This is a genomic window from Bradyrhizobium sp. HKCCYLS2038 (assembly GCF_051167655.1).
Lineage (GTDB): Bacteria > Pseudomonadota > Alphaproteobacteria > Rhizobiales > Xanthobacteraceae > Bradyrhizobium.
On sequence record NZ_JBNPTM010000004.1, the window covers coordinates 795,361 to 821,409 of the forward strand.

Consider the following 26,049-nt stretch of genomic DNA (forward strand, 5'->3'; position numbering starts at 1 on the left):
GGGCTCTTGCGTGGCCGTGCCACGCGTAGCCCGAAGGGCGAAGCGTGGTGGAGCCAGGCGGGATCGAACCGCCGACCTCATCATTGCGAACGATGCGCTCTCCCAGCTGAGCTATGGCCCCGAAACACGATCGCTTCGTCACGGCCGCGCGAGATTGGGAAGGCGGCCGTCAGATCGGGCGCCATTTACAGGCGGTGCCCAGTTCAAGTCAAGAACGCTCACATCGCCCGTTAGCCTTGACAGGCGGCTTCCCTTGTTTGCGCTCGGGGGAACAGATATCTAACCGGCCGACAGCTCGTTCCAGGACCCCCGGATGATACGCCTCCTAGACTTCGTCGACTGGCTTCTCGGCCTCTACGTGTTCATCCTGGTCGTTGCGGCAGTCATGTCCTGGCTGGTCGCGTTCAGCGTCATCAACGTCCGGAACGACCTGGTCCGTCAGGTGCTCTACACGCTTGATGCCCTGACAGAGCCGGCGCTGCGGCAGATTCGGCGCTTCGTGCCGCCTGCGGGCGCGCTGGATCTCTCCTTTCTTGTCCTGTTTATCCTGCTGCAGTTCATCCGTGTGGTGGTCATCCCAGGATTGCAGGGTCTGTTCATCTGACACGGTTGGCGACGCGCAATGCAGACGTCGCCAGTCAACGGGGTCTGCCGGAGCAGGCCGGCTCTGCAGCTGATTCGAATCAATGCTTCCTTGGCGGTGCTCAGTTGACGGTGTCGTCGTCGCATTGCGGGTGACGCCGCGCGGTGGCCGTGACGCCATCGACGGCGTCGAGACGCTGTCGGACGGTCGCCACGTGCTGAAGGTCCGGGTGCGCGCGATCGCCGATGGCGGCGAGGCCAATCGCGCCGTCACCGAGCTGCTGGCCAAGGCGATCGGCGTCACCAAGAAGGCGGTGCGAATCACCTCCGGCGCGACCTCGCGGCTGAAGCAGGTCGCGGTCGACGGCGATCCCGCCAAGCTCGATCAGGCCTTGCGCGCGCTCATCACACCCCATAAGCCGACCGGGACATAACGACGGAACGAAGGTCTCACCTCCCTGGAGGGCGAGGGTTCGTGCTCCCCTGGACTGTGTTGAACGACGAGGTAGAGCCATGGCTGCGCGCATCATCGATGGAAAAGTCATCGCAGCCGATCTGCGCGCGCAGGTGGCGCGCGAGGTCGAGCGGGTCAAGCGCGACCACGGCCTGACACCCGGCCTCGCCGTCGTGCTGGTCGGCAACGACCCGGCCTCCGAGGTCTATGTGCGCAGCAAGCACACCCAGACCCAGGCCGCCGGCATGGCCTCGTTCGAGCACAAGCTGCCGGCCGACGTGACCCAGGATGCGCTGCTGGCCTTGATCGGCAAACTCAACCAGGACCCGGCGGTGCACGGCATCCTCGTGCAGCTGCCGCTGCCGAAGGGCCTGGAGACCGAGATCGTGATCAACGCGATCGATCCGGCCAAGGACGTCGACGGCCTGCATCCGCACAATGCCGGCCGCCTCGCCGGCGGCCAGCCGGCGCTGGCGCCGTGTACCCCGCTTGGCTGCATCATTCTCAGCAAGACGGTGCATGCGTCGCTGGAGGGACTGAATGCGATCGTGATCGGCCGCTCCAACCTGGTGGGGCGTCCACTGGTGCAGCTGCTGCTGAACGAGAACGCCACGGTGACGATCGCGCATTCGCGCTCGCGCGATTTGCCTGCACTGACGGCGCGCGCCGATCTCGTCTACGCGGCGGTGGGCCGTCCGGAGATGGTCAAGCGCGACTGGATCAAGCCGGGCGCGACCGTGATCGACGTCGGCATCAACCGCATCCCGGCAGCTGAGGGCAAGACCAGGCTGGTCGGCGACGTCGCCTATGCCGAAGTGGCCGAAGTGGCCGGTGCGATCACGCCGGTGCCCGGCGGCGTCGGCCAGATGACGGTGGCCTGCCTGCTCGTCAACACGCTGCGCGCCGCCTGCGCCATCGCCGGCCTGCCGAAGCCTTCGGTGTGAGCTAGCCCGCGGCCGCCTGCAGCAGCCGCCGGTAGAAGCGAATCATGTCGGCATAGCCCTCGACCGACAGCCGCTCATTGGTGCCGTGAAAGCGCTTCAAGTCCTCTGTCGTCGCGCGCAGCGGCGAGAACCGGAAGATGCTGTCGGCAATGCCGGCATAGTGGCCCGAATCGGTGCCGGCGATCATCAGGCCGGGCGCGACCACCGCATCGTTGAAGATCTCGCGAATGGTGCGATTGACGAGCTGATAGGACGGGCTGGCGGTCGAGGTGACCGGCGGAGGCTCGCGGTTGCCGCGCAAGGGCGCAATCGAGATGCGGTCGTTGGCCACGGTCTGCCGGATGTGATCGATGATGCCTGCTTCCGTGTCGCCGGGCAGCAGCCGGAAATTCACCGTGGCCGAGGCGTTGCCCGGCAACACGTTGTCCTTGTCGCCGGCATTGAAGATGGTCAGCGCGGTCGTGGTGCGCACCATCGCTTCGGCCGGACCGCTCTTGGCGAACTCACTGAACAGCACCGGCTTCAACAGCCAGAGATTGGACAGCACCGCCCGGTTGATGCCGCTCATCTCCGGCGCCAGCGTATCGAACATCTCGCCGACCGCGCCGTCGATGCGCATCGGCAGACGGTTGGCCTCGAGCTTCGCCAGCGCCGCGCTCATCATGCCGATCGCGGTGTCCCTTGGCGGCATCGACGAGTGGCCCGGCGTGGCCTTGGCCGTCAGCACCAGGCTCGCATAGCCCTTCTCGGCGACGCCGACCAGCGCCGCCGGCCTGTCGAGGCCCTTGATGCCGCCCTCCGAGACCAGCAGGCCCTCGTCGATGACGAAATCCAGCCGCACGTTGCGTGCGGCGAGGGCAACCGCCATGGCCTTGGCCCCTCGGAGGCCGCCGACTTCCTCATCGTGGCCGAACGCGAAATAGACGGTTCGCTTCGGCTTGAAGCCGGCCTTGATCAGCGCCTCGGCCGCTTCGAGCATCGCATACAGATTGCCCTTGTCGTCCCAGGCGCCGCGGCCCCACACGAAACCGTCCTTGATGACGCCGGCAAACGGCGGCACGGCCCAGTCGGGCTCGGTGCCCGGTGCGATCGGCACCACGTCCTGATGGGCCAGCAGCGCGATCGGTTTGGCCGCGGCGTCGCTGCCTTGCCAGACGTAGAGCAGGCTGCGCCCGGCCACGACCTCCTGTGTCGCGGTCGCATGGAAGGCGGGGAAACTGCGCTCGATGTGGACCTTCAGCGCGGCGAAGGCATCTGCATTCAGATCGGGATCGTCGTAGCTCGAGACCGTGCGGAAGCGGACCGCCTCGGCGAGCCGCTGCGCGGCAGCTTCAGCACCGACGTCCACCTTGGGCAGCGCCGCGACCTCGATCTGGCGCGAGCTCTGGCGCAGCGTGTTGAACAGCACGATCGCGACGACGACCGCGCCCACGGCGACGACGAGCAGGACGAGATTTCGAATGAGCCTGAGCAGCCGGCGCATCGCAGAAGCTCCAACAAGACAACGGCGCCGCAGACCGGGAGCCTGCGACGCCGCGAAACTGCCTCAGAGCCGGGTCGAAAGTCCATCGCCTTTGCCAAGGCGCGGACCTCGATCGCTCATTGCTTGCGATGTCCTACTTCTTCGCAGCCTTGGCGCGCGCGATGCCCTCGGCGATCAGCTGATGGGCGTCGTCGGCATTGCCCCAGCGCAGCACCTTCACCCACTTGCCGGGCTCGAGATCCTTGTAGTGCTCGAAGAAGTGCTGGATCTGCTGCAGCGTGATCTCCGGCAGGTCCGAGTAGGTCCGGACCTTGTCGTAGCGCTGGGTCAGCTTCGAGGACGGGACCGCGATGATCTTCTCGTCGCCGCCGGCCTCGTCCTCCATCAGCAGCACGCCGACCGGCCGCACACTCATTACGGCGCCCGGCACGATCGCGCGGGTGTTGGCGACCAGCACGTCGCACGGGTCGCCGTCGTTCGACAGCGTGTGCGGGATGAAGCCGTAATTGCCGGGATAGCGCATCGCCGTATACAGGAAGCGGTCGACGATCAGCGTCCCGGCCTCCTTGTCGAGCTCGTACTTGATCGGCTCACCACCGACCGGAACCTCGATGACGACATTGACCTCGCGCGGCGGATCTTTCCCGATCGGGATGGCTTCGATGCGCATGAATGCTCCGTAGAACTTGAACTTGTGAGGGGCGGACGCTCGCGGGGAACGCTCGCATTCGCAGTCGCAAAAAAATAGCGACTGCGCAACAGCTACCTCAAGTCTGGATCTTCAGTTCAATTCACCGACACGTCAACGCTCAACGCGTCCAGAGCCCAGCTCGTTCAAGCGCAGTTAGGCCGGCTCAGTTGGTCCAGGCGAACGCGACCTTGTCCAGCGACTTCGGCCCGAAGCGCTCCGACGACCGCGCGACCATGCGGCCACCCAATGCGCGGTAAAACTCGGTGGCGGGATCGTTGTCGGACAACGCCCACACCACCATGCTCTTCAGCCCGCTCTGCGCGAGGTCGCGCTTGGCAGACTGGAAGAGCCGGCGACCGAAGCCCAGCCCCTGAAATTCCGGTCGCAGATAAAGCTCGTAGACTTCACCGTCGAAGTGCAGGCTGCGGGCGCGGTTGCGACCGTAATTGGCGTAGCCTGCCACCTTGTCGTTGAACACCAGCACGCTGACGCGGCTGCCTTTGCGGATCGCGCTGTCCCACCATTGCGGGCCGCGTCGATTGATCAGCTTCTCCAGCTCGGCGCCAGGGATGATTCCCTGGTAGGCAGAACGCCAAGCTTCATCGTGGGCTGACGCCACCGCAGCCGCATCTGCAGCCTTGGCCGGACGGACTTCGATCAGGGTTGTGCTCATGAGCGGATCAAAGCAAGTCGGCGGTCCGCCTTCAAGGTGCCACGTTAAAGATCGGTTAACCTGTGGACTTTCGGCATCACAGTGGCGGAAAGCTGTGCCGAAAAGGGACAATTTCGCAACATTGTCTAGCAGCGACGGTGCCCTGTAACCTCCGGTTCATACGTTGAACCAAAAACCAGAGGCGGCGAAGCCGGCGCGTCGGCTAGTGTGGCGCTAGCTCAACAATCTTCCCGCTTGGCTGAATGGTCCTGCTTCGCTGCGTCTCATGGTTGTTTGTGGTCGGGTTGCTAACAGGACCGAACGCCTGGGCACAGCCGTTCGGCCCGGTCTCGGCCGAAGCCGAGCCGGCGCGCCAGCAGCAATGGCTGGTGCCATCCACCCTCGCCGATCATCCGTCGCGCGCGCTGTTATATCGACCGTCCGGCGACGGACCATTTCCGCTCGCGCTGATCGCGCACGCTTCGACGCAGAACGCGCTGCGACGGGCGCAGCTGCCGCAGCCGTCCTACACGGCGCTGGCGCGCGAGCTGGTGGCGCGCGGCTATGCCGTGCTGGTGCCGGAGCGGCTCGGGCACGGCGGCACCGGCGGACCCTATGTCGAAGACCAGGGCGACTGCGCCGATCCGAACTACGAGAAAGCCGGACGCGCCACCGCCGCGGAGATCCTGCGGGCGCTGGCCTTCATGCGCGAGCAATCGTTCGTGGCGAAAGGCGGCGCCGTGATCATCGGTCATTCCGCCGGTGGTTTGGGCGCGCTGGCGCTTGCCGATCAGTCGCCTCGGACCATCGCTGCGATCGTCGCGTTTGCGCCTGGCCGGGGCGGCCATGCCGACGACGTCCCCGGGCGAGTCTGCGCCGAGCCGCGCTTGCGCGACGCCATCAGCGTTTTCGGGCGCAACGCGCGCGTGCCCGTCACATGGCTCCTCGCCGCCAACGACAGCTACTTCCCGCCGGATTTGTCGCAACGGCTCGCCGCTACATTCCAGGCCTCTGGCGCCCGCGTAAGCTTCAGCGTGTTGCCGGCGACGGGCGACGATGGCCACTGGCTGATCGAGCGTGATGACGGTGTCAAATCAGCTGCGGCTTCGCTCGCCGGCGCACTGGCTGCCCCGCCGATATATCGCTCGGCGCACCGGAAGCAGCACAACTAGCAGGACACGATGACGCTATATTTCCTCGTCAAGTATCTCCACGTGCTCGGCGCCATCGTGATCCTCGGCACCGGCACGGGAATCGCGTTCTTCATGCTGATGGCGCATCTGAGTGGCGAGGCCGCGTTCATCGCGCGCACCGCAGGCGTGGTGGTGATCGCGGACATGCTGTTCACGCTGTCGGCGGTGCTGTTGCAGCCGGTCACGGGCGGCACCTTGATGTGGTTGTCGTCGACGGCAATGAGCGAGAGATGGCTGCTGGCCTCGCTCGCGCTCTACGCCATCGCCGGTCTGTTCTGGGTGCCCGTGATCTTCATGCAGATCGAGCTGCGCGATCTCGCGCGCGCCGCTGATAGCCGCGCGGAGCTACTGCCGCCGCGCTACTTCATCGTCTTCCGCCGCTGGTTCCTGTGCGGCATCCCCGGCTTCGGTGCGGTCATGGCCATACTCTGGCTGATGATCGCAAAGCCGTTCTGAGAGGATGCGCATGATGCCTTCCACCACCCCGCGCGTTCTCGTGCTTGGCGCGTCCGGGCTGATCGGCCGCTTCGTGACCGACGATCTGCGCCGGCGTGGCCTGACGGCGATCGGAATCGCGCGCGCGCTGTCGGCCTCGCAGCGCGTGTCGTCACTCGATATCGAGCTGCCGATCATGGCCCTGGACGCGCCCGCGCTGGCGGCGTTGATGCGCGCGCATGAGACCGACGTCGTCGTCAATTGCCTCGGCGTGCTGCAGGACGGACCGGGCAGCGACACCAACGCCGTGCACCATCAGTTCGTCGCGCGCCTGCTCGACGCGATCGCTGCCTGCGGCCGCAGCGTGCGTCTGATCCAGATTTCGATTCCCGGCACGGCCGACGAGGATCACACCGCCTTCGCTACTACCAAGCGCGAAGCGGAGCGGCTGATCGCCGCCTCGAACATTCCGCATGCGATCCTGCGCCCGGGCTTCGTGATCGCGCCATCGGCCTATGGCGGCAGCGCGATGGTGCGCGCGCTCGCAGCGTTTCCGATCGATCTGCCGGCGAAGGACGCCGCGACGCCGTTCCAGCCGGTGGCGGTCGCAGACATCGCAGCCACGATCGCCTGGCTCGCCTTGCGGCCGATCGACGAGGCGGCGACACGCGCGATCAGTTGGGACCTGATGCAGCCGGAGCCGGTCACGCTCGGCGATGTCATCGGCGCTTTCCGCCGCAGCTTCGGCACCGAGAATTGGCGCGGCGCGACGATGCCGGCCGTGCTGATCAATCTCGGCGCGATCGCCGGTGACCTCTGCAGCCGTCTCGGCTGGATGCCGCCGATGCGTACCACTGCGATCGCCGAGCTTCGCCGCGGCGTGCGCGGCGAGCCCGCGCCGTGGCTCGCGGCGACCAGCATCGCGCCGACAGGCCTGACCGACGCCGTCGGCGCCCATGGCGCGACCATCCAGGACAAATGGTTTGCGCGGCTGTTCCTGATGAAGGCGCTGATCATCGCGAGCCTGGTGCTGTTCTGGATCGCCTCCGGCAGCATCGCGCTGTTCATCTCGTTTCCAGCCACCACCGCGATCCTCACCACGCGCGGCTGGTCCGAGAGTTTTGCGATCCCGTTCGCGGCGATCACCAGCATGATGGACATCTCGGTCGGCCTGTTGATCGCATTCCGCAAAACGGCGGCTTTCGGCCTCGCTGCCGGCATCTTCGTCTCGCTCGGCTACATGCTTGGATGTGCCGTGCTCACGCCCGATCTCTGGCTCGAGCCGCTCGGCGCCCTGGTGAAGACGGGGCCTGCGATCGTGCTGATGCTCGTGGGACTGCTGATGATGGACAATCGATGATGAGCCAATGGCCCGATGACGACGTGATCCTCTATGACGGCGTCTGCGTGTTCTGCTCGCGCTGGGTGCAGTTCGTCATCGCGCGTGACACCGCCGGACGTTTTCGCTTCACACCGATCCAGTCGCCCTACGGAACGCGTCTAGCTCGGGCGTTCGGCATCGATCCTGATGAGCCCGACACCAATGCCGTGATCCATGGCGGCAAGGCCCATCTGAAATCCGATGCGGCACTCACCGTGCTGTCGAACCTGTCGGGCTGGGGCTGGACGCGCGCGTTGTTCGCCGTGCCGAAGCCGCTGCGCGACGCCGTCTACAGCGTCGTCGCCCGCAACCGCTATCGCATCTTCGGCAAGTTCGACTCCTGCTTCGTGCCGGACGCGGAGCTGCGGAAGCGGGTGCTGGAGCAATAGAGACGTCGGGCAAACCAGCACCATTGATCGATTGAAACGAACGATATATCCGCTATAATTTGTTGGATCGATTGATTTGAGCATGAAATTCTCTTCCAAACCGCCGGTTTGGGAGAGTTTTCCATGGCTGCCCCGTCACACGATCTGACCGCCGATGCGCCCAACGTCGCTCGACATCGAGCTATCCGCCTCTCACCGGCACGCATCTCGCCGCTGCTGCCCGGCGTCGCGCTGTCGGCTGCGATCGCGGCAGGCGCCTTCGGGCTGCGTCTGCTGCCGGGGCTCGGGATGTTCAGCCCGATGATCCTTTCGATCGTGACAGGCATGGCGCTGCACAACATCGTCGGCACGCCGGCGCTGATGAAGCCGGGTGTCGCATTCTCGATGCGCCGCGTGCTGCGGCTCGCGATCATCCTGCTCGGCCTGCAGCTGACCGCGGCCCAGGTGGTCGAAGTCGGCGGCCGCGGGCTCTTGGTGATCGCGCTGAGCCTGGCCGGCACCTTCCTGTTCACGGTAGGAATCGGCCGGCTGCTCGGCGTCGACCGCAAACTGGCGGAGTTGATCGCCGCGGGCACCTCGATCTGCGGCGCCTCCGCCGTCATCGCAACCAATACCGTCACGCGCGCACCCGACGAGGATGTCGCCTATGCGGTCGCCTGCGTCACCGTGTTCGGCTCGATCGCGATGATCGTGTATCCCCTGCTCCCGGCATTGCTGCATCTCGACGCACATGCCTTTGGCCTGTGGAGCGGGGCCTCGATCCATGAGATCGCCCAAGTCGTCGCGGCCGCGTTTCAGGAGGGGCAGCAGGCCGGTGAGTTCGGCACGATTGCCAAGCTCGCGCGCGTGATGCTGTTGGCCCCGGTGGTGCTGACGCTAGGCGTGCTGGCGACGCGCCGGGCGCGCCGTGGCGGTCATGGCCACGCCAGCGCGCAGCCGCCGCTGCCCTGGTTCGTGTTCGGCTTCATCGCACTGGTCGGCGTCAACAGCGTCATCACCGTGCCGCCCGAGGCCAAGATGATCATCGTGACAACGACCACCTTCCTGCTGTCGATGGCGCTCGCCGCGATGGGGCTGGAGACGGATTTTGCCAAGCTCAAAGCCAAAGGCCTGCGGCCGCTGGCGCTCGGCTTCGCGGCCTTCCTGTTCATTGCGGGCTTCAGCCTGGCGCTGGTAAAACTGACGAGCTAGGAGACCATGTGACGCTCGAGCAGCTCCGGATCTTCGTTGCGGTCGCGACGCGCGAGCACGTCACCCAGGCGGCGCGCGAGCTCAATCTGACCCAATCGGCGACGTCGGCGGCCGTCGCCGCGCTCGAAGCGCGCTACCAGACAAAGCTGTTCGATCGGGTCGGCCGCCGCATCGTGCTCACGGCAGCCGGCAAGGCGTTTCTGACGGAAGCCAAAGCGGTGCTCGCGCGCGCCGCCACAGCCGAGACCGTGCTCGACGATCTCGCCGGGCTGAAGCGCGGGCAGCTCGCGCTGGCGGCGAGCCAGACCATCGCCGGCTATTGGCTGCCGGCCTTCATTCACCGTTTCAACACCGCGCATCCGGCGATCAAACTGCAGCTCTCGATCGGCAACACCGAGCAGGTGGCAGACCGGGTGCGGGAGGGCTCTGCCGATCTCGGCTTCGTTGAGGGGGATGTCAACGATCCCGTGTTGGCGGCAGAGCCGATTGCCGAGGACGAGATGGTGCTGGTCGGGCCGATCGATCATCCGCTGTGTCGGGCGTCGTCGGTGACATCAGGCGATCTCAAGGCGGCGCGCTGGGTGCTGCGCGAGCAGGGTTCCGGTACGCTTGCGGCCCTGGAAGCGGCGCTTGGCCGGTTCGGGATCATACAATCAGAACTCGATGTGGCGTTTGACCTGCCCTCCAACGAGGCCGTGCGCGGCGCAGTCGAAGCCGGCGCCGGAGTCACGGTGTTGTCGCGGCTGGTGGTGATGCGCGGGGTCAAGGCAGGGCTGCTTGCGATCGCCCCGATCGATCTGCCCAAGCGCCACTTCTACAGCCTGCGGCACCGCGAGCATCACCAGACCCAGGCGGCACGGGAGTTCTTGCGGGTCGTGAGGGAGGCGGTCGCTGTTTGAGGCACCGTCATCGCGAGCGCAGCGAAGCGATCCAGGATTCTCACCACCGGCGTGGCCCCTGGATGGCTTCGCTGCGCTCGCAATGACGGCGGACGGCTAGTGCTTGCCCAACGCAGCCAGCGCTCCCTTTGCCGCCCGCTCACCCGAGTCGCGGGCGCCATGGGCGGTCGAGAAGAAGTCCGACGGCGTGGCCTCGCCGGCGAAGAACAGGCGGTCGTCGACCGGCGCGGCGAGCACGGCGCGCTTGCCGGCGTGGCCCGGCAGCGCGTGCGAATAGGCGCCGCGGGCGAAGGGATCGGCGCTCCAGCGGGACTCGGCGAGCGACCGCAAGCTCTTGCGGATGTCACTGCCGAGCAGCGCCACGACGTCGTCGATCGCCTGCGCCGCCAAAGCGCCCTCCCCCGCAGCCTCGATCTCGCGCGCGAAGCTGCCGCCATAAAACCCTTCGATGCAGGGCTGGCCGAACGGGCGCAGCTGGAAGCTGCCGACGCGCGCGGTGTGGCTGCGGCCGCGCATCCCGGAATCCTGCGGCAGGTGCTCCCAGCCGTCGAGCGCCAGCGTGACCTTGTTGTCGAGGCCGAGCGGCAGGCCGCTGGCTGCTTCGACTTTCGCCGGCAACGCCGGCGTGAAGCGGAGCGCTTCGTCGGCGATGAGGTTGGTCGACACGGTGACGATGACCTTGTCGGCTGTTAGCGTGCCCCGTGACGTCGTCAGCCGGACGCGCTTGTCGCTGTGATCGATCAGCGTGACATTGCAGTTCAGCGCGACCGGCAGGCCGGCGCCGAAGCGAGCGACCAGCGCGCCGTAGCCATGGCGCACGCGCCAGTTCAGCTCGGTGTCCTCATAGGCCTCGAAATCGAGCAGCGACATCTGGTCGAGCTCGCAGCCGTTGAGATAGGTGCAGATCGCATCGATCATGCCGTTCCAGCGATTGCCGGGCTCGAGGCAGATGCTGGCCGGCGCGTCGCGGCCGCTCGCGGCAGCCTCGGCGGTGCGCGTGAAGAAGGCCTCCAGCGCGCGCAGAAAATCCTCGCGCTCTGCGCGGGGGAATGCGGCTTCGTAGGCCTGGTCGCGCCACGGCGGGCGGGATTTGTCGATGGAGAAGGAGAGTTGCTCGGCGATGGCGACGAAGGAGTTGCGGTCGGCGGAATGCAGCCAGCCGCAGCCGAGATCGAACGTCACGTCGGGCGAGGCCATGACGGTGTGGGCCCGGCCGCCGATGCGGTCTCGTGCTTCGAGCACGATGAAGGAGACGCCCTTGTCGCGCAACGCATGCGCGGCGCCCAGGCCGGCTGCGCCGGCGCCGATGATGGCGATGTCGATGGAGGATGGGAAAGACATCGGCTCATCCAGCTCCGTCGTCATGGCCGAGCTTGACCCGCCCGCGCGGGCCGTAGCCACTTCGGCGGCGAGGGCCCGGGCATCCAAGCTCGTCCTTGCAAGCATCTAAAACGTGGATGGCCGGGACAAGCCCGGCCATGACGTCGTCGAGAGCCAGGAATTGATTACGCCACCGCTTCCTTGGCCTTCTCCGCGCGCTTGCGCTCGTTCGGATCCAGGTGCTTCTTGCGCAGACGGATCGACTTCGGCGTGACTTCGACCAGCTCGTCGTCCTCGATATAGGCGAGCGCCTTTTCGAGCGTCATCTTGATCGGGGGCGTCAGCCTGACCGCTTCGTCCTTCGACGTGGTGCGGATGTTGGTCAGCTGCTTGCCCTTGAGGACGTTGATCTCGAGATCATTGTCGCGGGTGTGCTCGCCGACGATCATGCCGCGATAGACCTTCCAGCCCGGCTCGATCATCATCGGGCCGCGGTCCTCCAGCTTGAACATCGCATAGGCCACCGCCTCGCCCTGGTCGTTCGAGATTAGCACGCCGTTGCGGCGGCCCTGGATCTCGCCCTTGTAGGGCGCATAGTTGTGGAACAGGCGGTTCATGATCGCGGTGCCGCGGGTATCCGTCAGCAGCTCGCCCTGATAGCCGATCAGGCCGCGGGTCGGCGCGTAGAACACCAGGCGCAGACGGTGACCGCCGGACGGCTTCATTTCGATCAGCTCGGCGCGGCGCTCGCTCATCTTCTGCACGACGACGCCGGAATGCTCCTCGTCGACGTCGATCACGACCTCCTCGATCGGCTCCAGGGTCTGGCCGGTCGCCGGGTCCTTCTGGAACACGACGCGCGGACGCGACACCGACAGCTCGAAGCCTTCGCGGCGCATGGTCTCGATCAGGATCGCGAGTTGCAATTCGCCGCGGCCCGCCACGTCCATCGAGTCCTTGTCGTCGGCCTCGCGGACGCGCAGCGCGACGTTGCCCTCGGCCTCGCGCAGCAGGCGGTCGCGGATCATGCGGCTGGTGACCTTGTCACCCTCCGTGCCCGCCAGCGGCGAGTTGTTGACGATGAACGACATCGACACGGTCGGCGGATCGATCGGCTGCGCCGGCAGCGGGATGTCGACGCTGGGATCGCAGAAGGTGTCGGCGACGGTGCCCTTGGTCATGCCGGCGATGGCGACGATGTCGCCCGCCTCGGCGTCATCGAGCGGCGTGCGCTCGAGGCCGCGGAACGCCAGGATCTTGGTGATGCGGCCCTGCTCGATCATCTTGCCGTCGGCGGCCAGCACCTTGATCTGCTGGTTCGGCTTCAGGGTGCCGGACGAGATGCGGCCGGTGATGATGCGGCCAAGATAGGGGTTGGCCTCGATGATAGTGCCGATCATGCGGAACGGCCCCTCCTCGGTGCGCGGCGGCGGCACGTGGCGCAGCACCAGTTCGAACAGCGGCTCCATGCCGCGGTCCTGCGGACCTTCCGGCTTGTCGGCCATCCAGCCCTGCTTGGCCGAGCCGTACAGGATCGGGAAGTCGAGCTGCTCCTCGGAGGCGTCGAGCGCCGCGAACAGATCGAACACCTCGTTGATGACCTCGGTCGGACGGGCGTCCGGGCGGTCGACCTTGTTGATGACGACGATCGGCTTGAGGCCGACCTTGAGCGCCTTGGAGACCACGAACTTGGTCTGCGGCAGCGGGCCCTCGGCGGCGTCGACCAGCACCAGCGCGCCATCCACCATATTCAGGATGCGCTCGACCTCGCCGCCGAAATCGGCGTGGCCGGGGGTGTCGACGATGTTGATGCGGGTGTCCTTCCACTGCACCGAGGCGGCCTTGGCCAGGATGGTGATGCCGCGCTCGCGCTCCAGGTCGTTCGAGTCCATGGCGCGCTCGGCGACCTTCTGGTTCTCGCGGAAGGTACCTGACTGCTGCAGGAGGCGGTCGACCAGGGTGGTCTTGCCGTGGTCGACGTGGGCGATGATGGCGATGTTGCGAAGATTCATGGTCGGTGTCTTCTAAGCTTTCTGGAGCTCGTGCTCTGTCCCCGGCGGGGCGCGCGCTTTATGATAGTCGAATCAAGCTTTTAGCTTTGCGACGCGCGCTCGCGAAACTCGGTTCGGCGGCCGGGGCCGGCAGCCCCAAATAGGAAACCCGGCCATTCGACCGGGCAGACCTCACGCGTTGCGGCGCAATATATGCAAAAAATGCCAAAAAACAATGACTGCTTTCAGGAATGAGGAGCGGCTCCGGGCGGCGGGCCATTCGCCGGATCCGTGGACGCTTCAGCCAGCCAACGCTGCCGGGCCGCACGAAAACAGAGAATCCCGATCGCCCCGGCTGGCAACCCGATCGGAAGCAGCACCGACGGCATGTCGTTGATCCAATACAGCCGGCTGAAGCCGTAGACGACCAGAAACAGGCCGGGGATCAGCAGCACGATCCCGCTCGCCATGAGCAGGCCGGCAAGACCGTCTGGCCTCGCGCGGACCCACCACAGCGCGGCAACACCAAAACCTCCCAGGGCGAATCCTGCCAGCAGCGAACTCGGGTCACCGATATGCGTGATTTCGCCGAGGGCGCCCAATCCGAAAAACGTCGAATAGGCACCCGGCAGCAGCAGAACGAATCCGGCGAGCAGCATGAAGCTCGGCAGGCAGCCGCTCGCAGCTGCCGTTCCTGGCTCCGGACGGTTTGGCGCAGCGGCGCGCAAGCGATGGTGCGCATAAAGAATCAGGCCGGCCCCGATGATCGAAGCGGCCAGCCCATCGAGGAAGAAGCCGAAGTACCCGCCCATGTTCCAGCGCACGTAGAAGACGAAATAGATCGCTGCGTAGAGTCCCCATGCGATCAGCCCGAGGCTGCCGACCATGATCAGCAGAGTGTGGCTGCCATTGCGCGTCGGCCCCGGCTCATCCGGAACGCCGCCCGGCGGGCCCTTCCAACGCTCCTTCGGCAGCGGCGGAATGGGGCGGTTTGCGTCCGACCCGGGACGTTCGGGTGACGTCATGCGAACGGCCTCAGCCCCAGCGGCGGCGCACCGCCAGCACGACGATCACGAGTCCCGCAATGGCCATCCCGGCCAGGATCGCTCCGGGGCCGAACAAGCCGCCGAACTCGTTCCACTCGCGGCGCATGAAGGCCATGGTGCAGCCGAACGGAAACATCAGGGCGAGGCCGCCCAGGATCGCTCCGACCGTCGCTACGAGGCCTGCCGGCTCGTGGACGCGACGCACCTCCTCCAGGAAGGGCGACAGCGGTGGACGGCGCTTGAACGGGTCATCATCCATGGCGGCGCGGCATCATCAGGCGAATGGCAACAAAGACGATGAGCAGGCCGATCAGGGCTGCAAAGAATAGAACGCCATAGATGGGAGTCGCCGAACTCGGTACACGCTCCCCTGTCACCAAGCATAGCAAGCCCGGCGCGAGCAGCGCCAGCCCGATTAGCAACATCAGGATCGACAGCAAAATCCTGAAGAAGCCCCAAACGGCAGACGGCTGCGACGGTGTCACGGGTCGTTCCGCTCAACACGCCAGCGCCGCACTGCGCGAACGATCAACAAGACTCCGACAATGGCCGCGCCGATGAACAGCAGCCCGATCGGATCGACCAGGTCGCTACGGGTGATCTGACCGGGGAAGACGACGAGGACGCACGCGGCGGGAAAAAGAAGGATCAGGCCACCAAAGAGCCCGAGCGCTGCCAGGCAGCCAGACCGTTGCCGCTGTGGCGGAAGCTCGGGGGGTAGGATGGGACGTTCACTCATGACTTTGGTTTTCGCATCGTAACGAACGCCGCGATGACCAGCGCAAGGCCGATGGCGGCAACGATCGAGGCCCGCCCGGTCCAGGGAGCCCCCGCGGGAGCGGTGACGACGCACAATCCACTCGGCAGAAACAGGATCCATCCGAATATCAGCAAAAACGCGATCCCGCAGCCGTTGCGTTGCTCTGGCGGCGTCGGCGGTGCGGGACCGTTGGCGCTCCGATCACTCATCCGCGCCCTTCGCCAGCCGCGCGCGGATGCCGTGGATGGCGCCGTTGCGGTAGAACAGATTGTAGGTGTCGAACGGGATGATCTCGCCGCGCTCGGTGACGAAATGAATGCAGGAGCGCTTGACGTTGCCGACGCAGAAATTGAAGCGGTCGAGAAACTGCACGATGGTGACGCGGAAGACGTGCTCATAGCCGAGATTGTCGGGCACCTGCACGGACGGCAGGCAGCAGAGGAATTCGGCGACGCGCTCGCCGGTGTTGAACGGCCCCGATGACAGCGAGAACAGCTCGACGAATTTTTCCCGCAGCACCGGATATTTTTCCGGGCTGATCGTGTTCGGCATGACCGACAGCAGTTCCGCCTCGGGCACCATCGAGGTCAGGGGCAGCACATTGGTGCCGTTGCGCAGGCCGTAGCCGATCGAGATGCTCTCGGGATTGCACGGCAGTGGGATCATATCGTTGTCGCCGAACACGCCGGTCTCGATCACGCGGCGGCGGATTTCCGACAGCATGATGCGGTCGGTCTGCTTGTTGAAATCAGCGTTGCGGCCGGCATCCTGCACCGGCTGCAGGGTTACGCCGCGCACGCAGGACCACTGCAGCGCGTGGCGGACGATGTCGCCGATCTCGTCGTCATTGACGCCGCGCTTGATGGTCGCGACCAGCGTCGTCGAGATGCCGGCGCGCTCGAGATTTTCCAGGGCCTGCTGGCGGATGCGGCGCAAATCGGCGCCGCGAATGTTGGTGAGGCCGGCGCGCGACAGCGAGTCGAACTGCAGATAGACCTCGAGGCCGCGCTTGTTTTCGGCGAGCCGTGTCACGAACTCCGGCTCGCGCGCGATGCGCAGGCCGTTGGTGTTGATCATGACGTGGCGGATCGGGCGGGCGCGCACCGCGGCGAGGATATCGAAGAAGTCAGGATGCAAGGTGGGCTCGCCGCCGGAGATCTGCACCAGGTCCGGCTCACCTTCGCTTTTCACCAGCGCGTCCAGCATCCGCTCGACCGTGGCCAGCGGCGTGAAATGCGCGCGCTGCGGCGACGACTCGGCGAAGCACACCGGGCAGGTCAGGTTGCAGTGATCGGTGATCTCGATCAGCGCCAGGCAGGAATGCTGCTCATGGTCCGGGCACAAGCCGCAATCATAGGGGCAGCCATATTCGGTGCGGCGCTGGAAGCTCAGCGGCGTGTCGCCGGGCTTGATGAACGACTTGCAGCGCCGCCAATACGCCGCGTCGTCCGAGACCAGCGTCGACTGCACGCCATGCTCCTTGCAGCGCTTCTCGTACCAGACCTCGTTGTCGACGATCTGGATCTTGGTCGGCACCAGCTCAAGACAGGTCTCGCAGAGGGATTGCGTCTGCCCCCAGAACACATAGGAGCGCGATTTACGCAGTGGCGCGTTCATGCAGGGCCTTCGGTTCGGGCGCGGTCGCCAGCATGACCACGGCGTAGACCGCAATGGCGAGCGACAGCAGATGAAACAGGGTGAGCGGGCCGATCACCGGCCCATAGGGCTTGAGAAATTCCCAGGCGAAGCGCTGCACGCCGTAGACGAGCAGCGCGAGATAGAAGCCGTTGGCGATGATGGCCGCGTTGCCCCTGAGCACCGCCACGACATAGAGCACGGCGAATGCCGCCATCGCCAGGCTTTCATAGAGCTGGACCGGATGGCGCAGGATCCCGTCGCCGAAATCATGTCCCCACGGCAACGCCGTCGGCGTGCCGTAGGTGAAATCGTCGAGGCCAGCCGCGTAGCAGCCGATGCGGCCGACCGCGATGCCGATCGCGAGCGGCAGCGCGAAGCGCGCGCCGGTGCGCAGGACGATGCCGTGCTGCCATTTGTACAGCTCGACCGCGACGATGCCGCCGGCGAGCGCCCCCTCGACCGAACGCGCCAGTCCCGGCATCCCGGAGAGCCACAGGTTCAGCGTGCCGAACAGATAGGCGCCGACACCGGCGCCGAACACCAGCGCGGCGACATAGGACCATTCGGTCGACTGCTTGGGAAAGCTCACATGGGCGACACGCGTGAGCCACCAGCCGGCGGCAGCGGCGCTCAGCCAGGCGGCAACATCGAAGATCGCGTGGAGAACGGCCCCGTCCATGACTCCCATCGTCCGGTTGCAGCCGGACTATGGCAAGTTCCACGCAGCAAAGGCAATGGCGCGCTGCGCTCAGCTGGCGGCGGCCTGCTCGGTTGGATAGACGCCGCGCAAGACCTCCTCGAAGTGGGTCTTGACCGCCTCGTTGCACAGGCAGGAGCGCCGCTTCAGCGCCTCGAAATCCCGCACCATGAAGGCGCCGCGCCGCGTGTCGAGGATGCCTTCGGTCCGGAAAGTCTGGACAACCCGGCTCACATAGCTGCGGCCGACGCCCAGCAGCGTGCCCAGTTGCTCATGGGTCAGCGGCACGATCGGTTCACCGTCGGTACGATCCATCGCCGCAACGATCCATTTCGCCGTGCGCTGCTCGATCGAATGGATGGCGTTGCAGGCGGTCGACTGGAACATCTGCGCCAGCATGCAGTCGGCGTAGCGCGCGAACACGTTGCGCAGCGTCTTCGACTGCAGCTTGGCGGCGGCAAGCCGCGACAATGGCAGGCGCGCAAACGGTCCGCCGAACTTGACGACGATCCGCGTATAGGCCGGCAGGAAGCCCTCGCTGACGATGCCGCCGACCGCCCCTTCGCGGCCGACCAGGATGGTTTCGACGTCGCGGCCGTCCTCGTTGGGCACCAGATAGGAGGTGAGCGCCGGTCCGCAGGGGAAATGCACGATCTGCACGTCATCGCCAGGGCGATAGAGCAGCTCGTTGGGCGCAGCCGCGTCCTCCACGAGGTAGGGCGCGATCAACGCGTAGTCGGCCGGGCTCAACCGCCGCAGCAGGTTGTTGTAGGGCCGCTCCCGCGTCAGTGTCGTCACACCTTGGTTCAGCATCGTCGCTCCCCGCGCCGTACGCATGTGCGTGATCCGTGCCCCTTGTGTTCACAAGTGCACCGACACAGGAACTCGGATATGCTGCGATCGGTTCCAGGAACCCGCCGGTGCGCTTAAGACGAGGCACCGGCCGCGGGGCCGTCCTTCACCCTGGAACCCCGCAGATCATGACCAGCTCGCAAGCAGGCGTGCCCGAGTTCTATCAGGATGTGCTGGTCGTCGAAGACGACCCGATCATCGCGCTCGGTCTGGAAGACACCATCTCCGATTTCGGCATTGCCATCGTGAGGGTTGCAGCGAACGTCGCCGCCGCACTCGCGATGATCGAGCAGCGCGTCCCGCAATTCGCGCTGCTCGACGTCGGTCTCGTTCGCGAGCAGAGCTTCGCGATCGCCGAACGGCTGATGGTGCTCGGCATTCCCTTCGCATTCTCGACCGGCTATGGCGCCGATCGCGTGCCTCCCGCCTTCTCCGACCGGCCGCGGCTGCCGAAGCCGTGTCCGACAGATGCGTTGGAGGCCGTGCTGCGGCGGCGGGAGTAGTTTCCGCCGCCGCGTCCGGACGAGAGCTCTCAGCCCAGTCTGGGGTCGAGCGTCGTCGACCACAGCGCGACGTCGGCGCGGTCGCGCAAGGTCACCGTCATCTGCCCGCTCTCGCCGTCGATCTTGACGTGGCCGAAGAACTGCATGCCGGCCGACGGCGGCAGGTTCTGCTTGTCGAGGCCGGGCGCCTTGATGAAACGCACCTCGGGACCGAACGTGTTGTCGAGCTCGTTCGGACCGAACGTGCCGGCATGGAGCGGGCCCGACACGAACTCCCAGAACGGTTCGAAGTCCTGGAATTGCGCCTTGTTCGGATCATAATAGTGCGCGGCCGCGTAGTGCACGTCCGCCGTCAGCCACACCGTGTTCTGGATCGGCGCCGTCTTGATGAAGCGCAGGATCTCGGCGATCTCGAGCTCGCGGCCGCGCGCCGGACCGTTGCCCTGCGCGAACGCCTCCGAGCCCTTCTTGTTGGCCGCATCGTCATACACGATGATGCTGAGCGGCATGTCGGACGCGATCACCTTCCAGGTCGCGCGCGAGTTCAGCAGCGCCTGCTTCAGCCAGCGCATCTGCTCCGGCCCGATGAAATAGGACGCCGGACCATAGGTCTCCTCGAGATTGGGGCCGTTGGCGCCGCGATAGCTGCGCTCGTCGAGCACGAACACGTCGAGATGCGGGCCGTAGTTGATGGTGCGGTAGACGCGGCCCGGTTCGACGATGCTCTCGCGCATCGGATACATCTCGTGGAAGGCGCGCGCGGCGCGGGCCGCGAGCAGCTGGATGTTGCGCTCCTTGTAGACGGCGGGCAGCTCCTTGGAGGCCGACCAGTTGTTGGTCACCTCATGGTCGTCCCACTGCACGAAGATCGGCACCTCGGCATTGAAGGCGCGGACATTCGCATCGAGGAAATTGTATTTGTGAGCGGCGCGGAATTCGTCGAGCGTCTCGGCGACCTTGGCCTTCTCTTCGATCGTGAGGTTCTTCCAGACCTTGTTGTCCGGCAGCTTGACCTCGGACTTGATCGGGCCGTCGGCATAGATGGTGTCGCCGGAATGCAGGAAGAAATCCGGCCGATGCTTCTTCATGGTGGCGAAGGTGAACATGCCGCCATCGTCGGGATTGATGCCCCAGCCCTGCCCGGCGACGTCGCCGCCCCAGACGAAGGAGACGTCGCGCTTGTTGCCGGGCGCGGTGCGGAAGCGGCCGACCACCGCCTCGCTCTCGACGGCGGTATGCGCCAAGTCGCGGAATTTGACGCGGTAGAAGATGTCCTGGCCGCTCGGCAGATTGTCCAGCAGCATCTTGGCGGTGAAGTCGCTTTCCGGGAGCGCCGCGATCGGCGGCAGGCTGCGCGCGTTCTTGAACGACTCGGTCGTCGCCACCTCGACCATCATCTGCGACGGACGATCGGCACGCGCCCAGACGACGCCGCCGTCCATGCCGACGTCGCCCGACTGGACGCCATGCGTGATCTGGGGCCGGTCGGCCGCCCGGCTCAGATAGGGCATCGACAGCGTGGTGACGCCGGCCGCGGCCGCCGTCGTCAGGAAGCGGCGGCGAGACAGCGTGCGGAGCTGCGGGCGTGGAAAATGGACGGTCATGCTGGTCTCCAGGTCGGACGGCGCACCGACGCGCGCGGGTGTGCGCCCGCAGACCTAGAAAAATTTGATGACGCTGCGATTACAGGACGCGCCCCGGCAGCCGCTTGGCCGCCGCCGCGGCGACGTATCAGGTGCCGGCGGCGCGCAGCTGCGCCCCGGTCCGCTGCAGGTTGGCCGGCATGCTCATCAGGATCAGCTTGCGATCGGCAACCGCATTGTGGAACTGTTCGAGCGCGATGTTGAAGGCCGTCAGCGCGGCATGCTCGATGGCGCCATCCTCGAAACAGGTCAGCGTGTTGCGCAGGATCTCGTCGGCCTCGCTCTGCAGCTGGTCGAGCTCCTCGGTCGAATCGCTCTTGCGGGCGATGCTGATCATCTCCAGCAGGCGGTCGCGCAGCGACGTGTTGATCGTGCGCTCGTCGCGCTTGAGATAGCCGGCGAACCAGGCGCCCGCCGAGCCCATCGCCGACAGGGCCATCAGCGCCCACCAGATGTAGTCGCTGTAGCGATCGAGGAAGGTCTTCTCCTCGCCGTCCACGAAGGCGGCCGCGCCGGGATGGGCGGGGATGGCGGCGTCCTTGTCGGTGTCCGGGGTCTCGATCTTGGCGGCGAGCGGGAATTCCGACATCAGCTGCTGGCGCACCGAGAACAGCTGATGGGTGAACGCCGAGACCGTCGCGTCGGACAAGCCCTTCCGCGCCACGATATGGTGGGTGAAGCTGATGGTCTTGACCTCGTCCTCGGGGCGATCGGGCGAGCCGCCGAAGGCGCCCGCCGGAATGTCAGCGGATTCGTATTCCGGGTGGTTCTGCGCGATGGCCTCGGCCGAGTCGATTGCCAGGAAGGTCGGCACGCCGCCCTCCTTGGTGGCCGCAGCGATGGCATCGGCGGTGATCTTGCTGTTGATCGGTCCGGCGGCGAGATAGGCGTCGGCCTTCTGGCTGCGCACCGCCTCGGCCGCCTCCGAGATCGGAAACTGCACGAACTCGACCTTGCTGGCATCGACGCCATACTGGTGCAGGACCACCTTCAGCAGGTTCACATTGGCCGGGGTCCGACCGATGATTCCGACCTTGTGGCCGGCCAGCTGCGAGATCTTGGTGATCTTGGTGCCGCCCTTGCGCCCCTTGCCCTTCGCGGCCGGAGGCACGAAGAGAACGGCAACGTTCTTGCGCAGCGTGGCGACGGCCTGCGCGTTCTTCGGCACTTCGAGGTCACCGCGGACGATGGCGAGATCGACCTTGGCCGCCGCCAGCGCTTGCGCGCTCTCCGCCGCGCCTTCGGTGGGAACGGGGCGAAGCCGGACCGACGCATGCGACTGGGAGAACGCCTGGGTCAGGGCCTGGACCACCTTGAGATCGTCGCTGTTCGGCGGCCCGACGGCGATCTTCAGCGTCACCGGCCGCATCGCGAAATAGTAGGCGCCCGCCAGCGCACCGATGATCGCGAGGATCCCGGCGATGACGATGAACACGGCAGGGCGCATCTGCGAGCGCTGCGCTGGCGTGGTCTGAGGGTCTACCAGGTCCGGTCCTCCGGTCGTCGGATGGCGCGAAAGCAACGCCAGGCGCGGCTTGGTCCCGCCTTCTCCTTCGCTAGGGGTAAACTGTAGCAAATTTCTTGTCTCGCCGGGGTGACATCTCCGTCATGGTTACTACCCCCCGACTGAGCGGGGATCGGGGCCGTTCCGTGGCCCGACCGCGTCGGCGCCACAAGGCTCTGATCCGGATGCCTTTTCTGGTAAGCTGGGGCTGCGGCAGAGTGACGCCGGAAATGTTTCGGACCCCGTAGAGACCCGGATCGCCATCGGGCGCGTGGACCGTCCGCAGCTGAATGGGAGGTCGACATGGCGGAGCGATTGGCAAATGAGGCACGCGCCAGTGCCCTGAAGGAGCTGCCCGGCTGGTCCGAACTCGACGGGCGCGAGGCGATCACCCGCAGCTTCAGCTTCAGCGATTTCAACGAAGCGTTCGGCTTCATGACCCGCGTCGCCCTGGTGGCCGAGAAGCTCGACCATCATCCGGAATGGCGCAACGTCTACCGCACGGTCGACGTGGTGCTGACCACTCATGACGCTGGCGGCGTGACCACGCGCGACATCGAGCTGGCGAAAGCGATGGATGCGATCGCGGCGTCGCGGATTTGATTTGAGATGGCTAGCTGCCTTGCAGCCAAGGCGGCCGTCCCCACATCAGCGCTGACAGATCGCGCGACACCGCGATCCGGAACGGGGAGATGGCAGATGGTCTCGGACGCGACCGACTACAACGTTGGCTTCGAGCCTGCCGACCAGCTGGCGCAGGACCGCGCCAGCGTTCGCCGTCGCTTCTGGGTCAAGATCAAGCAGGTCCTGGCCAGGATTCCGTTCGCCGAGGATCTGCTCGCAGCCTACTATTGCGCTTTCGACAAGGAGACGCCGCGGCACGTCCAGGTCGCGCTGCTCGGCGCCATCGCCTATTTCATCCTGCCGTTCGACTTTGTGCCCGACGTGCTGCCGGTGCTCGGCTTCACCGACGATGCCGCCGTGCTTGCGACTGCAATCCGCCTGGTGGCCTCGCACATCACGCCTGACCATCATGCCGCCGCCCGTGCCGCGCTTGCGCGGCTGGAAGAGGGAGTGGACGCCGATCTCGACAAGGACCAAGCCAGGGACGGCTGATGCGCTCTGCCGGAAGCGGGTCCGCAGTGCGATTCTGCAAACGAGGCCAAACGAAAAAAGCCCTGCGCGAGCAGGGCTTTTTGTTGCGGCCTCGATCGCCGGTGAATGCGATGCGCGCGCTTCAGCGCTGTCGGGGTGCCTGGGCGCGGGCATTGCCGGTCTTCTCGGCTTCCCAGGCCTGATACTGCTTGAACAGGGCTTCGCGGTCGGCCTCGCTCTGCAGGCCCCTGCCGGCGCTGCTCTGCTTCAGGAAATCGTCGAAGCGGTCGCGCTGCGCGCCTTCCATCGCATGGGTCTCGAGCCATTTGCTGGCTGAGGGCAGCCGCTGCCAGCCGGCGAGCGGCGCGGACAGCGAGACTTCCTTCCACTTCGGATGGAAGGGCGGGTTCTGGAATGCCGGGAACTTGGTGAAGAAGGCGTCGACGAAAGTCGCCAGCTTGCGATAGCGGTCGGTGTTCGGCGCCCAATTATACGCCGCGAGCACGGCCGGCACCGCGATCGTGTCGACCTTCTCGCCTTCGGCGATCAGGTTCGGATAGTCCTTCGCCGTCAGTGCCGCCGGCAGATAGTCGTTCTGCAGCGGCCGGTCGTAGTCGACATTGACGAGATGGAAGCGACCGTCGTTCACGAAGGTGCTGACCGACTTGTAGGGCTTGCCGCCGACGACGATGACGGCGTCGAGCTCGCCCCGCTTCAGCTTCTCCATCGCGATGCGCTGCTCGATGTACAGGAAGTTCGCCCGCAGGCCGAGACGCTCGAACACCGTCAGGGCCGTCACGAAGGTGCCGCCGTTCGGAAGGTCGACGCTGACGCGGCGGCCTTCGAGGTCACGCAGGTTGCGGACCGCGCGCGGCGCGATCACCTGCATCTCCTCATTGTAGAGCTTGGTGACGTAGGTGAACTGCTTCTTGATGTCCTTGGCGAATCCCTTGCGCTCGAGATAGTCGAGCGTGTCGGCGCGCACGACGCCGAGATCGACGCCCTGCAGGAACAGGATGTCGGCGACGCTCTGCACCGAGCCGCGACCGACGATCGGCAGGACGCGCAGGCTGTTGCCGTCGTCCAGCAGCGAAGCGAGGTCGGCGCCGAACTGCACATAGGTGCCGCCGATGGTGCCGGTGATCAGCGTCACCGTGTTGGCGTTCAGAGCCTGCTTGGTCTGCACCGAGCCGAACTGGAAGATCGCCTTCAGGCTGTCGCTGACCTTGGCGGGATCGAACTCGCCGTCCTCGGCGTGGGCCGAAAAGCCGCACGCTATCATCATTGCGGCGATGGCCGCTCCAACAAGACGTCGCATGTATCCCCCTCGGTTTTAAAGCTGGTACATGATCGCGGGCCTGTCCGCGGGCGGCGCCTGGACACGACAGGCGGCGCCGAGAGACACGGCTCGGGAGTCATGCGCAAAAACAAAAAGCCAAACGCGCGACCTCAAAAGCCGCCGCGCGTTCAATTCTGCAACTGATCCAGCCGGCGCTGCGCTTCGGACGAGCCGAGCTGGGCGGCGCGGCGGTACCAGTTGCGCGCGGCGGTCGGATCGGCATTGATGTTGCGGATGTCCTTCGTTCCCAGCACGTGGGGATCGTAGGTCTGCGCCAGCATCAGCGCCGCTGCCGGCTCCTGCGCCTCGGCCGCGCGCTCAAGCAACAGCCGCGCGGACGGGATGTCGCCGGCCGCGAGCAGACCCTTGGCACGCTTCATGATGCCGGCAAGCTCATCCGGGTCCAGCCGCCGCGTTGGGACCGGCGGCGGTGAGGCCGTCACGGCGCCAAGGCCGGGCGCGACGATGGCGGCGCCAGCGCCGGGAGAATTGATCGAAGGCGGCGCCATCGCTGTCGGCGCAGCCGGGGCCGTGGCGCTCGGCGCAACCGGCGCCGGCGGCGTCACCGCGCGGTTCTGCAGGGCGGTCTGGTACGCATTGGCGATGTCGTCGCGGCTGGGCGCGACCGCCGCCATTTGTACCGGCGAGGCCGAGGCGACCGGCTCGGACGGCACGCGCGCCGGCTCGTTCAACTGCATGTCGCGCGCGGTGAGCTGCGTTCCGCTGGGCTGCGGTGGCGCGGTCGGGTCGGGCGCGCTGCCGATCATCGAGGCCTTGGCGCTGGCGATCAGGTCGCGTGTCGCATCCGACGTCACCAGCGCGAACAGCACGGCGACTCCGGCCGCCGCCACCACGGCGAGAAGGATACGGGTGGAGATCGACGTGCGGCGCGGCCGCGCCGGCCACTGATCCTCGAACTCCATGCTCTCGATCTGGTGCCCACCCTCGTACTCCGAGAGGAACATCGGCATCGACTCGTCACCAGGATAAGACCCGGATCTCTCGTGGTCCTGAGCGGACCGTCCGAACCGATAGCTCGCCGCACGGTCGTGCGCGGGATCGTCAGGGAAATGGCCAGATTCAGGACCAGGTTGGTTTCTGTCCGTAAACCATCCGCGACTCGTCCGCTCAGCCATGGCCTTATTCCCCATCTCACGTCACGCAACACACGTGGTCCCAAGCTCGTCAGAAGCTCGAGACCCGTTACGATTGTTAGAGGCACCCCACTGCCACCAACTAATTGACTAATTGAATCCGACTAAAAGTGGACGGGACCCGGCATGAATCTGGAGATATTTTGATCTCATTGTGGCGGCGCAGGCGCGATATCGCTGCGCGGCATTTCCGGATCTATCGACAAAACAACG

General features: G+C 65.9%; 28 protein-coding genes and 1 tRNA gene. 12 read left to right on the forward strand and 17 right to left on the reverse strand.

Going from position 1 to position 26,049, the window contains the following annotated elements; all coding sequences use genetic code 11:
* Positions 1-45 precede the first annotated feature (45 nt).
* A tRNA-Ala gene (locus tag ACQR1I_RS21590) sits at positions 46-121 on the reverse strand.
* Positions 122-313: 192 nt separating this feature from the next.
* Between ACQR1I_RS21590 and ACQR1I_RS21595 the strand changes: the two genes are divergently transcribed.
* The 3 genes from ACQR1I_RS21595 to folD all read left to right on the forward strand — a co-directional run bounded on the left by ACQR1I_RS21595 (position 314) and on the right by folD (position 1,980).
* Positions 314-604, forward strand: a complete 291-nt coding sequence (locus ACQR1I_RS21595; protein WP_434866552.1) for a YggT family protein — start codon at positions 314-316, stop codon at positions 602-604.
* A gap of 82 nt (positions 605-686) precedes the next feature.
* Positions 687-1,016, forward strand: a complete 330-nt coding sequence (locus ACQR1I_RS21600) for a DUF167 domain-containing protein (protein WP_434866553.1) — start codon at positions 687-689, stop codon at positions 1,014-1,016.
* A 79-nt stretch (positions 1,017-1,095) separates the two neighbouring features.
* Positions 1,096-1,980 (forward strand): bifunctional methylenetetrahydrofolate dehydrogenase/methenyltetrahydrofolate cyclohydrolase FolD, encoded by an 885-nt coding sequence (gene folD, locus ACQR1I_RS21605; RefSeq protein ID WP_434866554.1) that lies wholly within the window; start codon positions 1,096-1,098, stop codon positions 1,978-1,980.
* 1 nt (position 1,981) lies between these two features.
* Here folD and ACQR1I_RS21610 read toward each other — a convergent pair whose 3' ends face one another.
* The 3 genes from ACQR1I_RS21610 to ACQR1I_RS21620 form a co-directional block, all read right to left on the reverse strand.
* Positions 1,982-3,463 (reverse strand): M20 family peptidase, encoded by a 1,482-nt coding sequence (locus tag ACQR1I_RS21610; protein WP_434866555.1) that lies wholly within the window; start codon positions 3,461-3,463, stop codon positions 1,982-1,984.
* Positions 3,464-3,596: 133 nt separating this feature from the next.
* Positions 3,597-4,133, reverse strand: coding sequence for an inorganic diphosphatase (gene ppa, locus ACQR1I_RS21615; protein ID WP_434866556.1), 537 nt, complete (start codon positions 4,131-4,133; stop codon positions 3,597-3,599).
* 184 nt (positions 4,134-4,317) lie between these two features.
* Positions 4,318-4,827, reverse strand: coding sequence for a GNAT family N-acetyltransferase (locus tag ACQR1I_RS21620; protein ID WP_006611902.1), 510 nt, complete (start codon positions 4,825-4,827; stop codon positions 4,318-4,320).
* 242 nt (positions 4,828-5,069) lie between these two features.
* On the opposite strand from ACQR1I_RS21620, the gene ACQR1I_RS21625 reads away from it, so the two are divergent.
* The 6 genes from ACQR1I_RS21625 (at position 5,070) to ACQR1I_RS21650 (ending at position 10,294) form a co-directional block, all read left to right on the forward strand.
* On the forward strand, positions 5,070-5,978 hold the full coding sequence (locus tag ACQR1I_RS21625; protein WP_434866557.1) for a dienelactone hydrolase family protein: 909 nt from the start codon (positions 5,070-5,072) through the stop codon (positions 5,976-5,978).
* A gap of 9 nt (positions 5,979-5,987) precedes the next feature.
* Positions 5,988-6,455 (forward strand): DUF2269 family protein, encoded by a 468-nt coding sequence (locus ACQR1I_RS21630; RefSeq protein WP_434866558.1) that lies wholly within the window; start codon positions 5,988-5,990, stop codon positions 6,453-6,455.
* A 10-nt stretch (positions 6,456-6,465) separates the two neighbouring features.
* Entirely contained in the window at positions 6,466-7,794 is a 1,329-nt protein-coding gene (locus tag ACQR1I_RS21635; protein ID WP_434866559.1) for an SDR family oxidoreductase, read from the forward strand.
* Complete coding sequence (locus tag ACQR1I_RS21640; protein WP_434866560.1) at positions 7,794-8,204, forward strand: thiol-disulfide oxidoreductase DCC family protein; 411 nt, start codon at positions 7,794-7,796, stop codon at positions 8,202-8,204. The genes ACQR1I_RS21635 and ACQR1I_RS21640 overlap by 1 nt, the downstream gene beginning before the upstream one ends.
* Before the next feature lie 216 nt (positions 8,205-8,420).
* Positions 8,421-9,395 (forward strand): YeiH family protein, encoded by a 975-nt coding sequence (locus ACQR1I_RS21645; RefSeq protein WP_434866657.1) that lies wholly within the window; start codon positions 8,421-8,423, stop codon positions 9,393-9,395.
* An 8-nt stretch (positions 9,396-9,403) separates the two neighbouring features.
* Entirely contained in the window at positions 9,404-10,294 is an 891-nt protein-coding gene (locus ACQR1I_RS21650) for a LysR family transcriptional regulator (protein ID WP_434866561.1), read from the forward strand.
* Between the two features lie 96 nt (positions 10,295-10,390).
* On the opposite strand, the gene ACQR1I_RS21655 is transcribed toward ACQR1I_RS21650, so the two are convergent.
* The 9 genes from ACQR1I_RS21655 to ACQR1I_RS21695 form a co-directional block, all read right to left on the reverse strand.
* Positions 10,391-11,635 carry a flavin monoamine oxidase family protein gene (locus ACQR1I_RS21655; RefSeq protein WP_434866562.1) on the reverse strand — a complete coding sequence of 415 codons (1,245 nt, stop codon included), beginning with the start codon at positions 11,633-11,635 and terminating at the stop codon, positions 10,391-10,393.
* Positions 11,636-11,799: 164 nt separating this feature from the next.
* Positions 11,800-13,626, reverse strand: coding sequence for a translational GTPase TypA (typA, locus tag ACQR1I_RS21660; RefSeq protein ID WP_434866563.1), 1,827 nt, complete (start codon positions 13,624-13,626; stop codon positions 11,800-11,802).
* Positions 13,627-13,850: 224 nt separating this feature from the next.
* Positions 13,851-14,492, reverse strand: a complete 642-nt coding sequence (locus ACQR1I_RS21665; RefSeq protein WP_434866564.1) for a hypothetical protein — start codon at positions 14,490-14,492, stop codon at positions 13,851-13,853.
* A gap of 148 nt (positions 14,493-14,640) precedes the next feature.
* The gene (locus ACQR1I_RS21670; RefSeq protein ID WP_434866565.1) at positions 14,641-14,910 is read right to left on the reverse strand and encodes a hypothetical protein; all 270 of its coding nucleotides are present in this window, start codon (positions 14,908-14,910) and stop codon (positions 14,641-14,643) included.
* Complete coding sequence (locus ACQR1I_RS21675) at positions 14,903-15,136, reverse strand: hypothetical protein (RefSeq protein WP_434866566.1); 234 nt, start codon at positions 15,134-15,136, stop codon at positions 14,903-14,905. Before ACQR1I_RS21675 ends, ACQR1I_RS21670 begins: the two co-directional genes overlap by 8 nt.
* Positions 15,133-15,390: a hypothetical protein gene (locus ACQR1I_RS21680; RefSeq protein ID WP_434866567.1), complete on the reverse strand. Its 258-nt coding sequence runs from the start codon at positions 15,388-15,390 to the stop codon at positions 15,133-15,135. Before ACQR1I_RS21680 ends, ACQR1I_RS21675 begins: the two co-directional genes overlap by 4 nt.
* A gap of 222 nt (positions 15,391-15,612) precedes the next feature.
* Positions 15,613-17,028 (reverse strand): radical SAM protein, encoded by a 1,416-nt coding sequence (locus ACQR1I_RS21685; protein WP_434866568.1) that lies wholly within the window; start codon positions 17,026-17,028, stop codon positions 15,613-15,615.
* The gene (locus tag ACQR1I_RS21690; RefSeq protein ID WP_434866569.1) at positions 17,009-17,728 is read right to left on the reverse strand and encodes a prolipoprotein diacylglyceryl transferase; all 720 of its coding nucleotides are present in this window, start codon (positions 17,726-17,728) and stop codon (positions 17,009-17,011) included. The genes ACQR1I_RS21685 and ACQR1I_RS21690 overlap by 20 nt, the downstream gene beginning before the upstream one ends.
* A 69-nt stretch (positions 17,729-17,797) precedes the next feature.
* Positions 17,798-18,559: a Crp/Fnr family transcriptional regulator gene (locus ACQR1I_RS21695; protein ID WP_434866570.1), complete on the reverse strand. Its 762-nt coding sequence runs from the start codon at positions 18,557-18,559 to the stop codon at positions 17,798-17,800.
* 167 nt (positions 18,560-18,726) lie between these two features.
* On the opposite strand from ACQR1I_RS21695, the gene ACQR1I_RS21700 reads away from it, so the two are divergent.
* Positions 18,727-19,101, forward strand: coding sequence for a response regulator (locus ACQR1I_RS21700; protein ID WP_434866571.1), 375 nt, complete (start codon positions 18,727-18,729; stop codon positions 19,099-19,101).
* A gap of 29 nt (positions 19,102-19,130) precedes the next feature.
* Here the strand turns inward: ACQR1I_RS21700 and ACQR1I_RS21705 are convergent, their stop codons facing one another.
* On the reverse strand, positions 19,131-20,705 hold the full coding sequence (locus ACQR1I_RS21705) for an alkaline phosphatase D family protein (RefSeq protein ID WP_434866572.1): 1,575 nt from the start codon (positions 20,703-20,705) through the stop codon (positions 19,131-19,133).
* 127 nt (positions 20,706-20,832) lie between these two features.
* Positions 20,833-22,191 (reverse strand): TAXI family TRAP transporter solute-binding subunit, encoded by a 1,359-nt coding sequence (locus ACQR1I_RS21710; RefSeq protein ID WP_434866573.1) that lies wholly within the window; start codon positions 22,189-22,191, stop codon positions 20,833-20,835.
* Positions 22,192-22,551: 360 nt separating this feature from the next.
* Here ACQR1I_RS21710 and ACQR1I_RS21715 point away from each other — a divergent pair, with 360 nt between their 5' ends.
* Positions 22,552-22,851 (forward strand): 4a-hydroxytetrahydrobiopterin dehydratase, encoded by a 300-nt coding sequence (locus tag ACQR1I_RS21715; RefSeq protein ID WP_434866574.1) that lies wholly within the window; start codon positions 22,552-22,554, stop codon positions 22,849-22,851.
* A gap of 96 nt (positions 22,852-22,947) precedes the next feature.
* Complete coding sequence (locus ACQR1I_RS21720; RefSeq protein WP_434866575.1) at positions 22,948-23,364, forward strand: YkvA family protein; 417 nt, start codon at positions 22,948-22,950, stop codon at positions 23,362-23,364.
* A 121-nt stretch (positions 23,365-23,485) separates the two neighbouring features.
* Here the strand turns inward: ACQR1I_RS21720 and ACQR1I_RS21725 are convergent, their stop codons facing one another.
* Both ACQR1I_RS21725 and ACQR1I_RS21730 read right to left on the reverse strand, forming a co-directional pair.
* Complete coding sequence (locus tag ACQR1I_RS21725; protein WP_434866576.1) at positions 23,486-24,661, reverse strand: TAXI family TRAP transporter solute-binding subunit; 1,176 nt, start codon at positions 24,659-24,661, stop codon at positions 23,486-23,488.
* A 149-nt stretch (positions 24,662-24,810) separates the two neighbouring features.
* A complete protein-coding gene (locus ACQR1I_RS21730) occupies positions 24,811-25,818 on the reverse strand; it encodes a hypothetical protein (protein WP_434866577.1) in 1,008 nt (335 codons plus the stop codon).
* Positions 25,819-26,049: the final 231 nt, after the last annotated feature.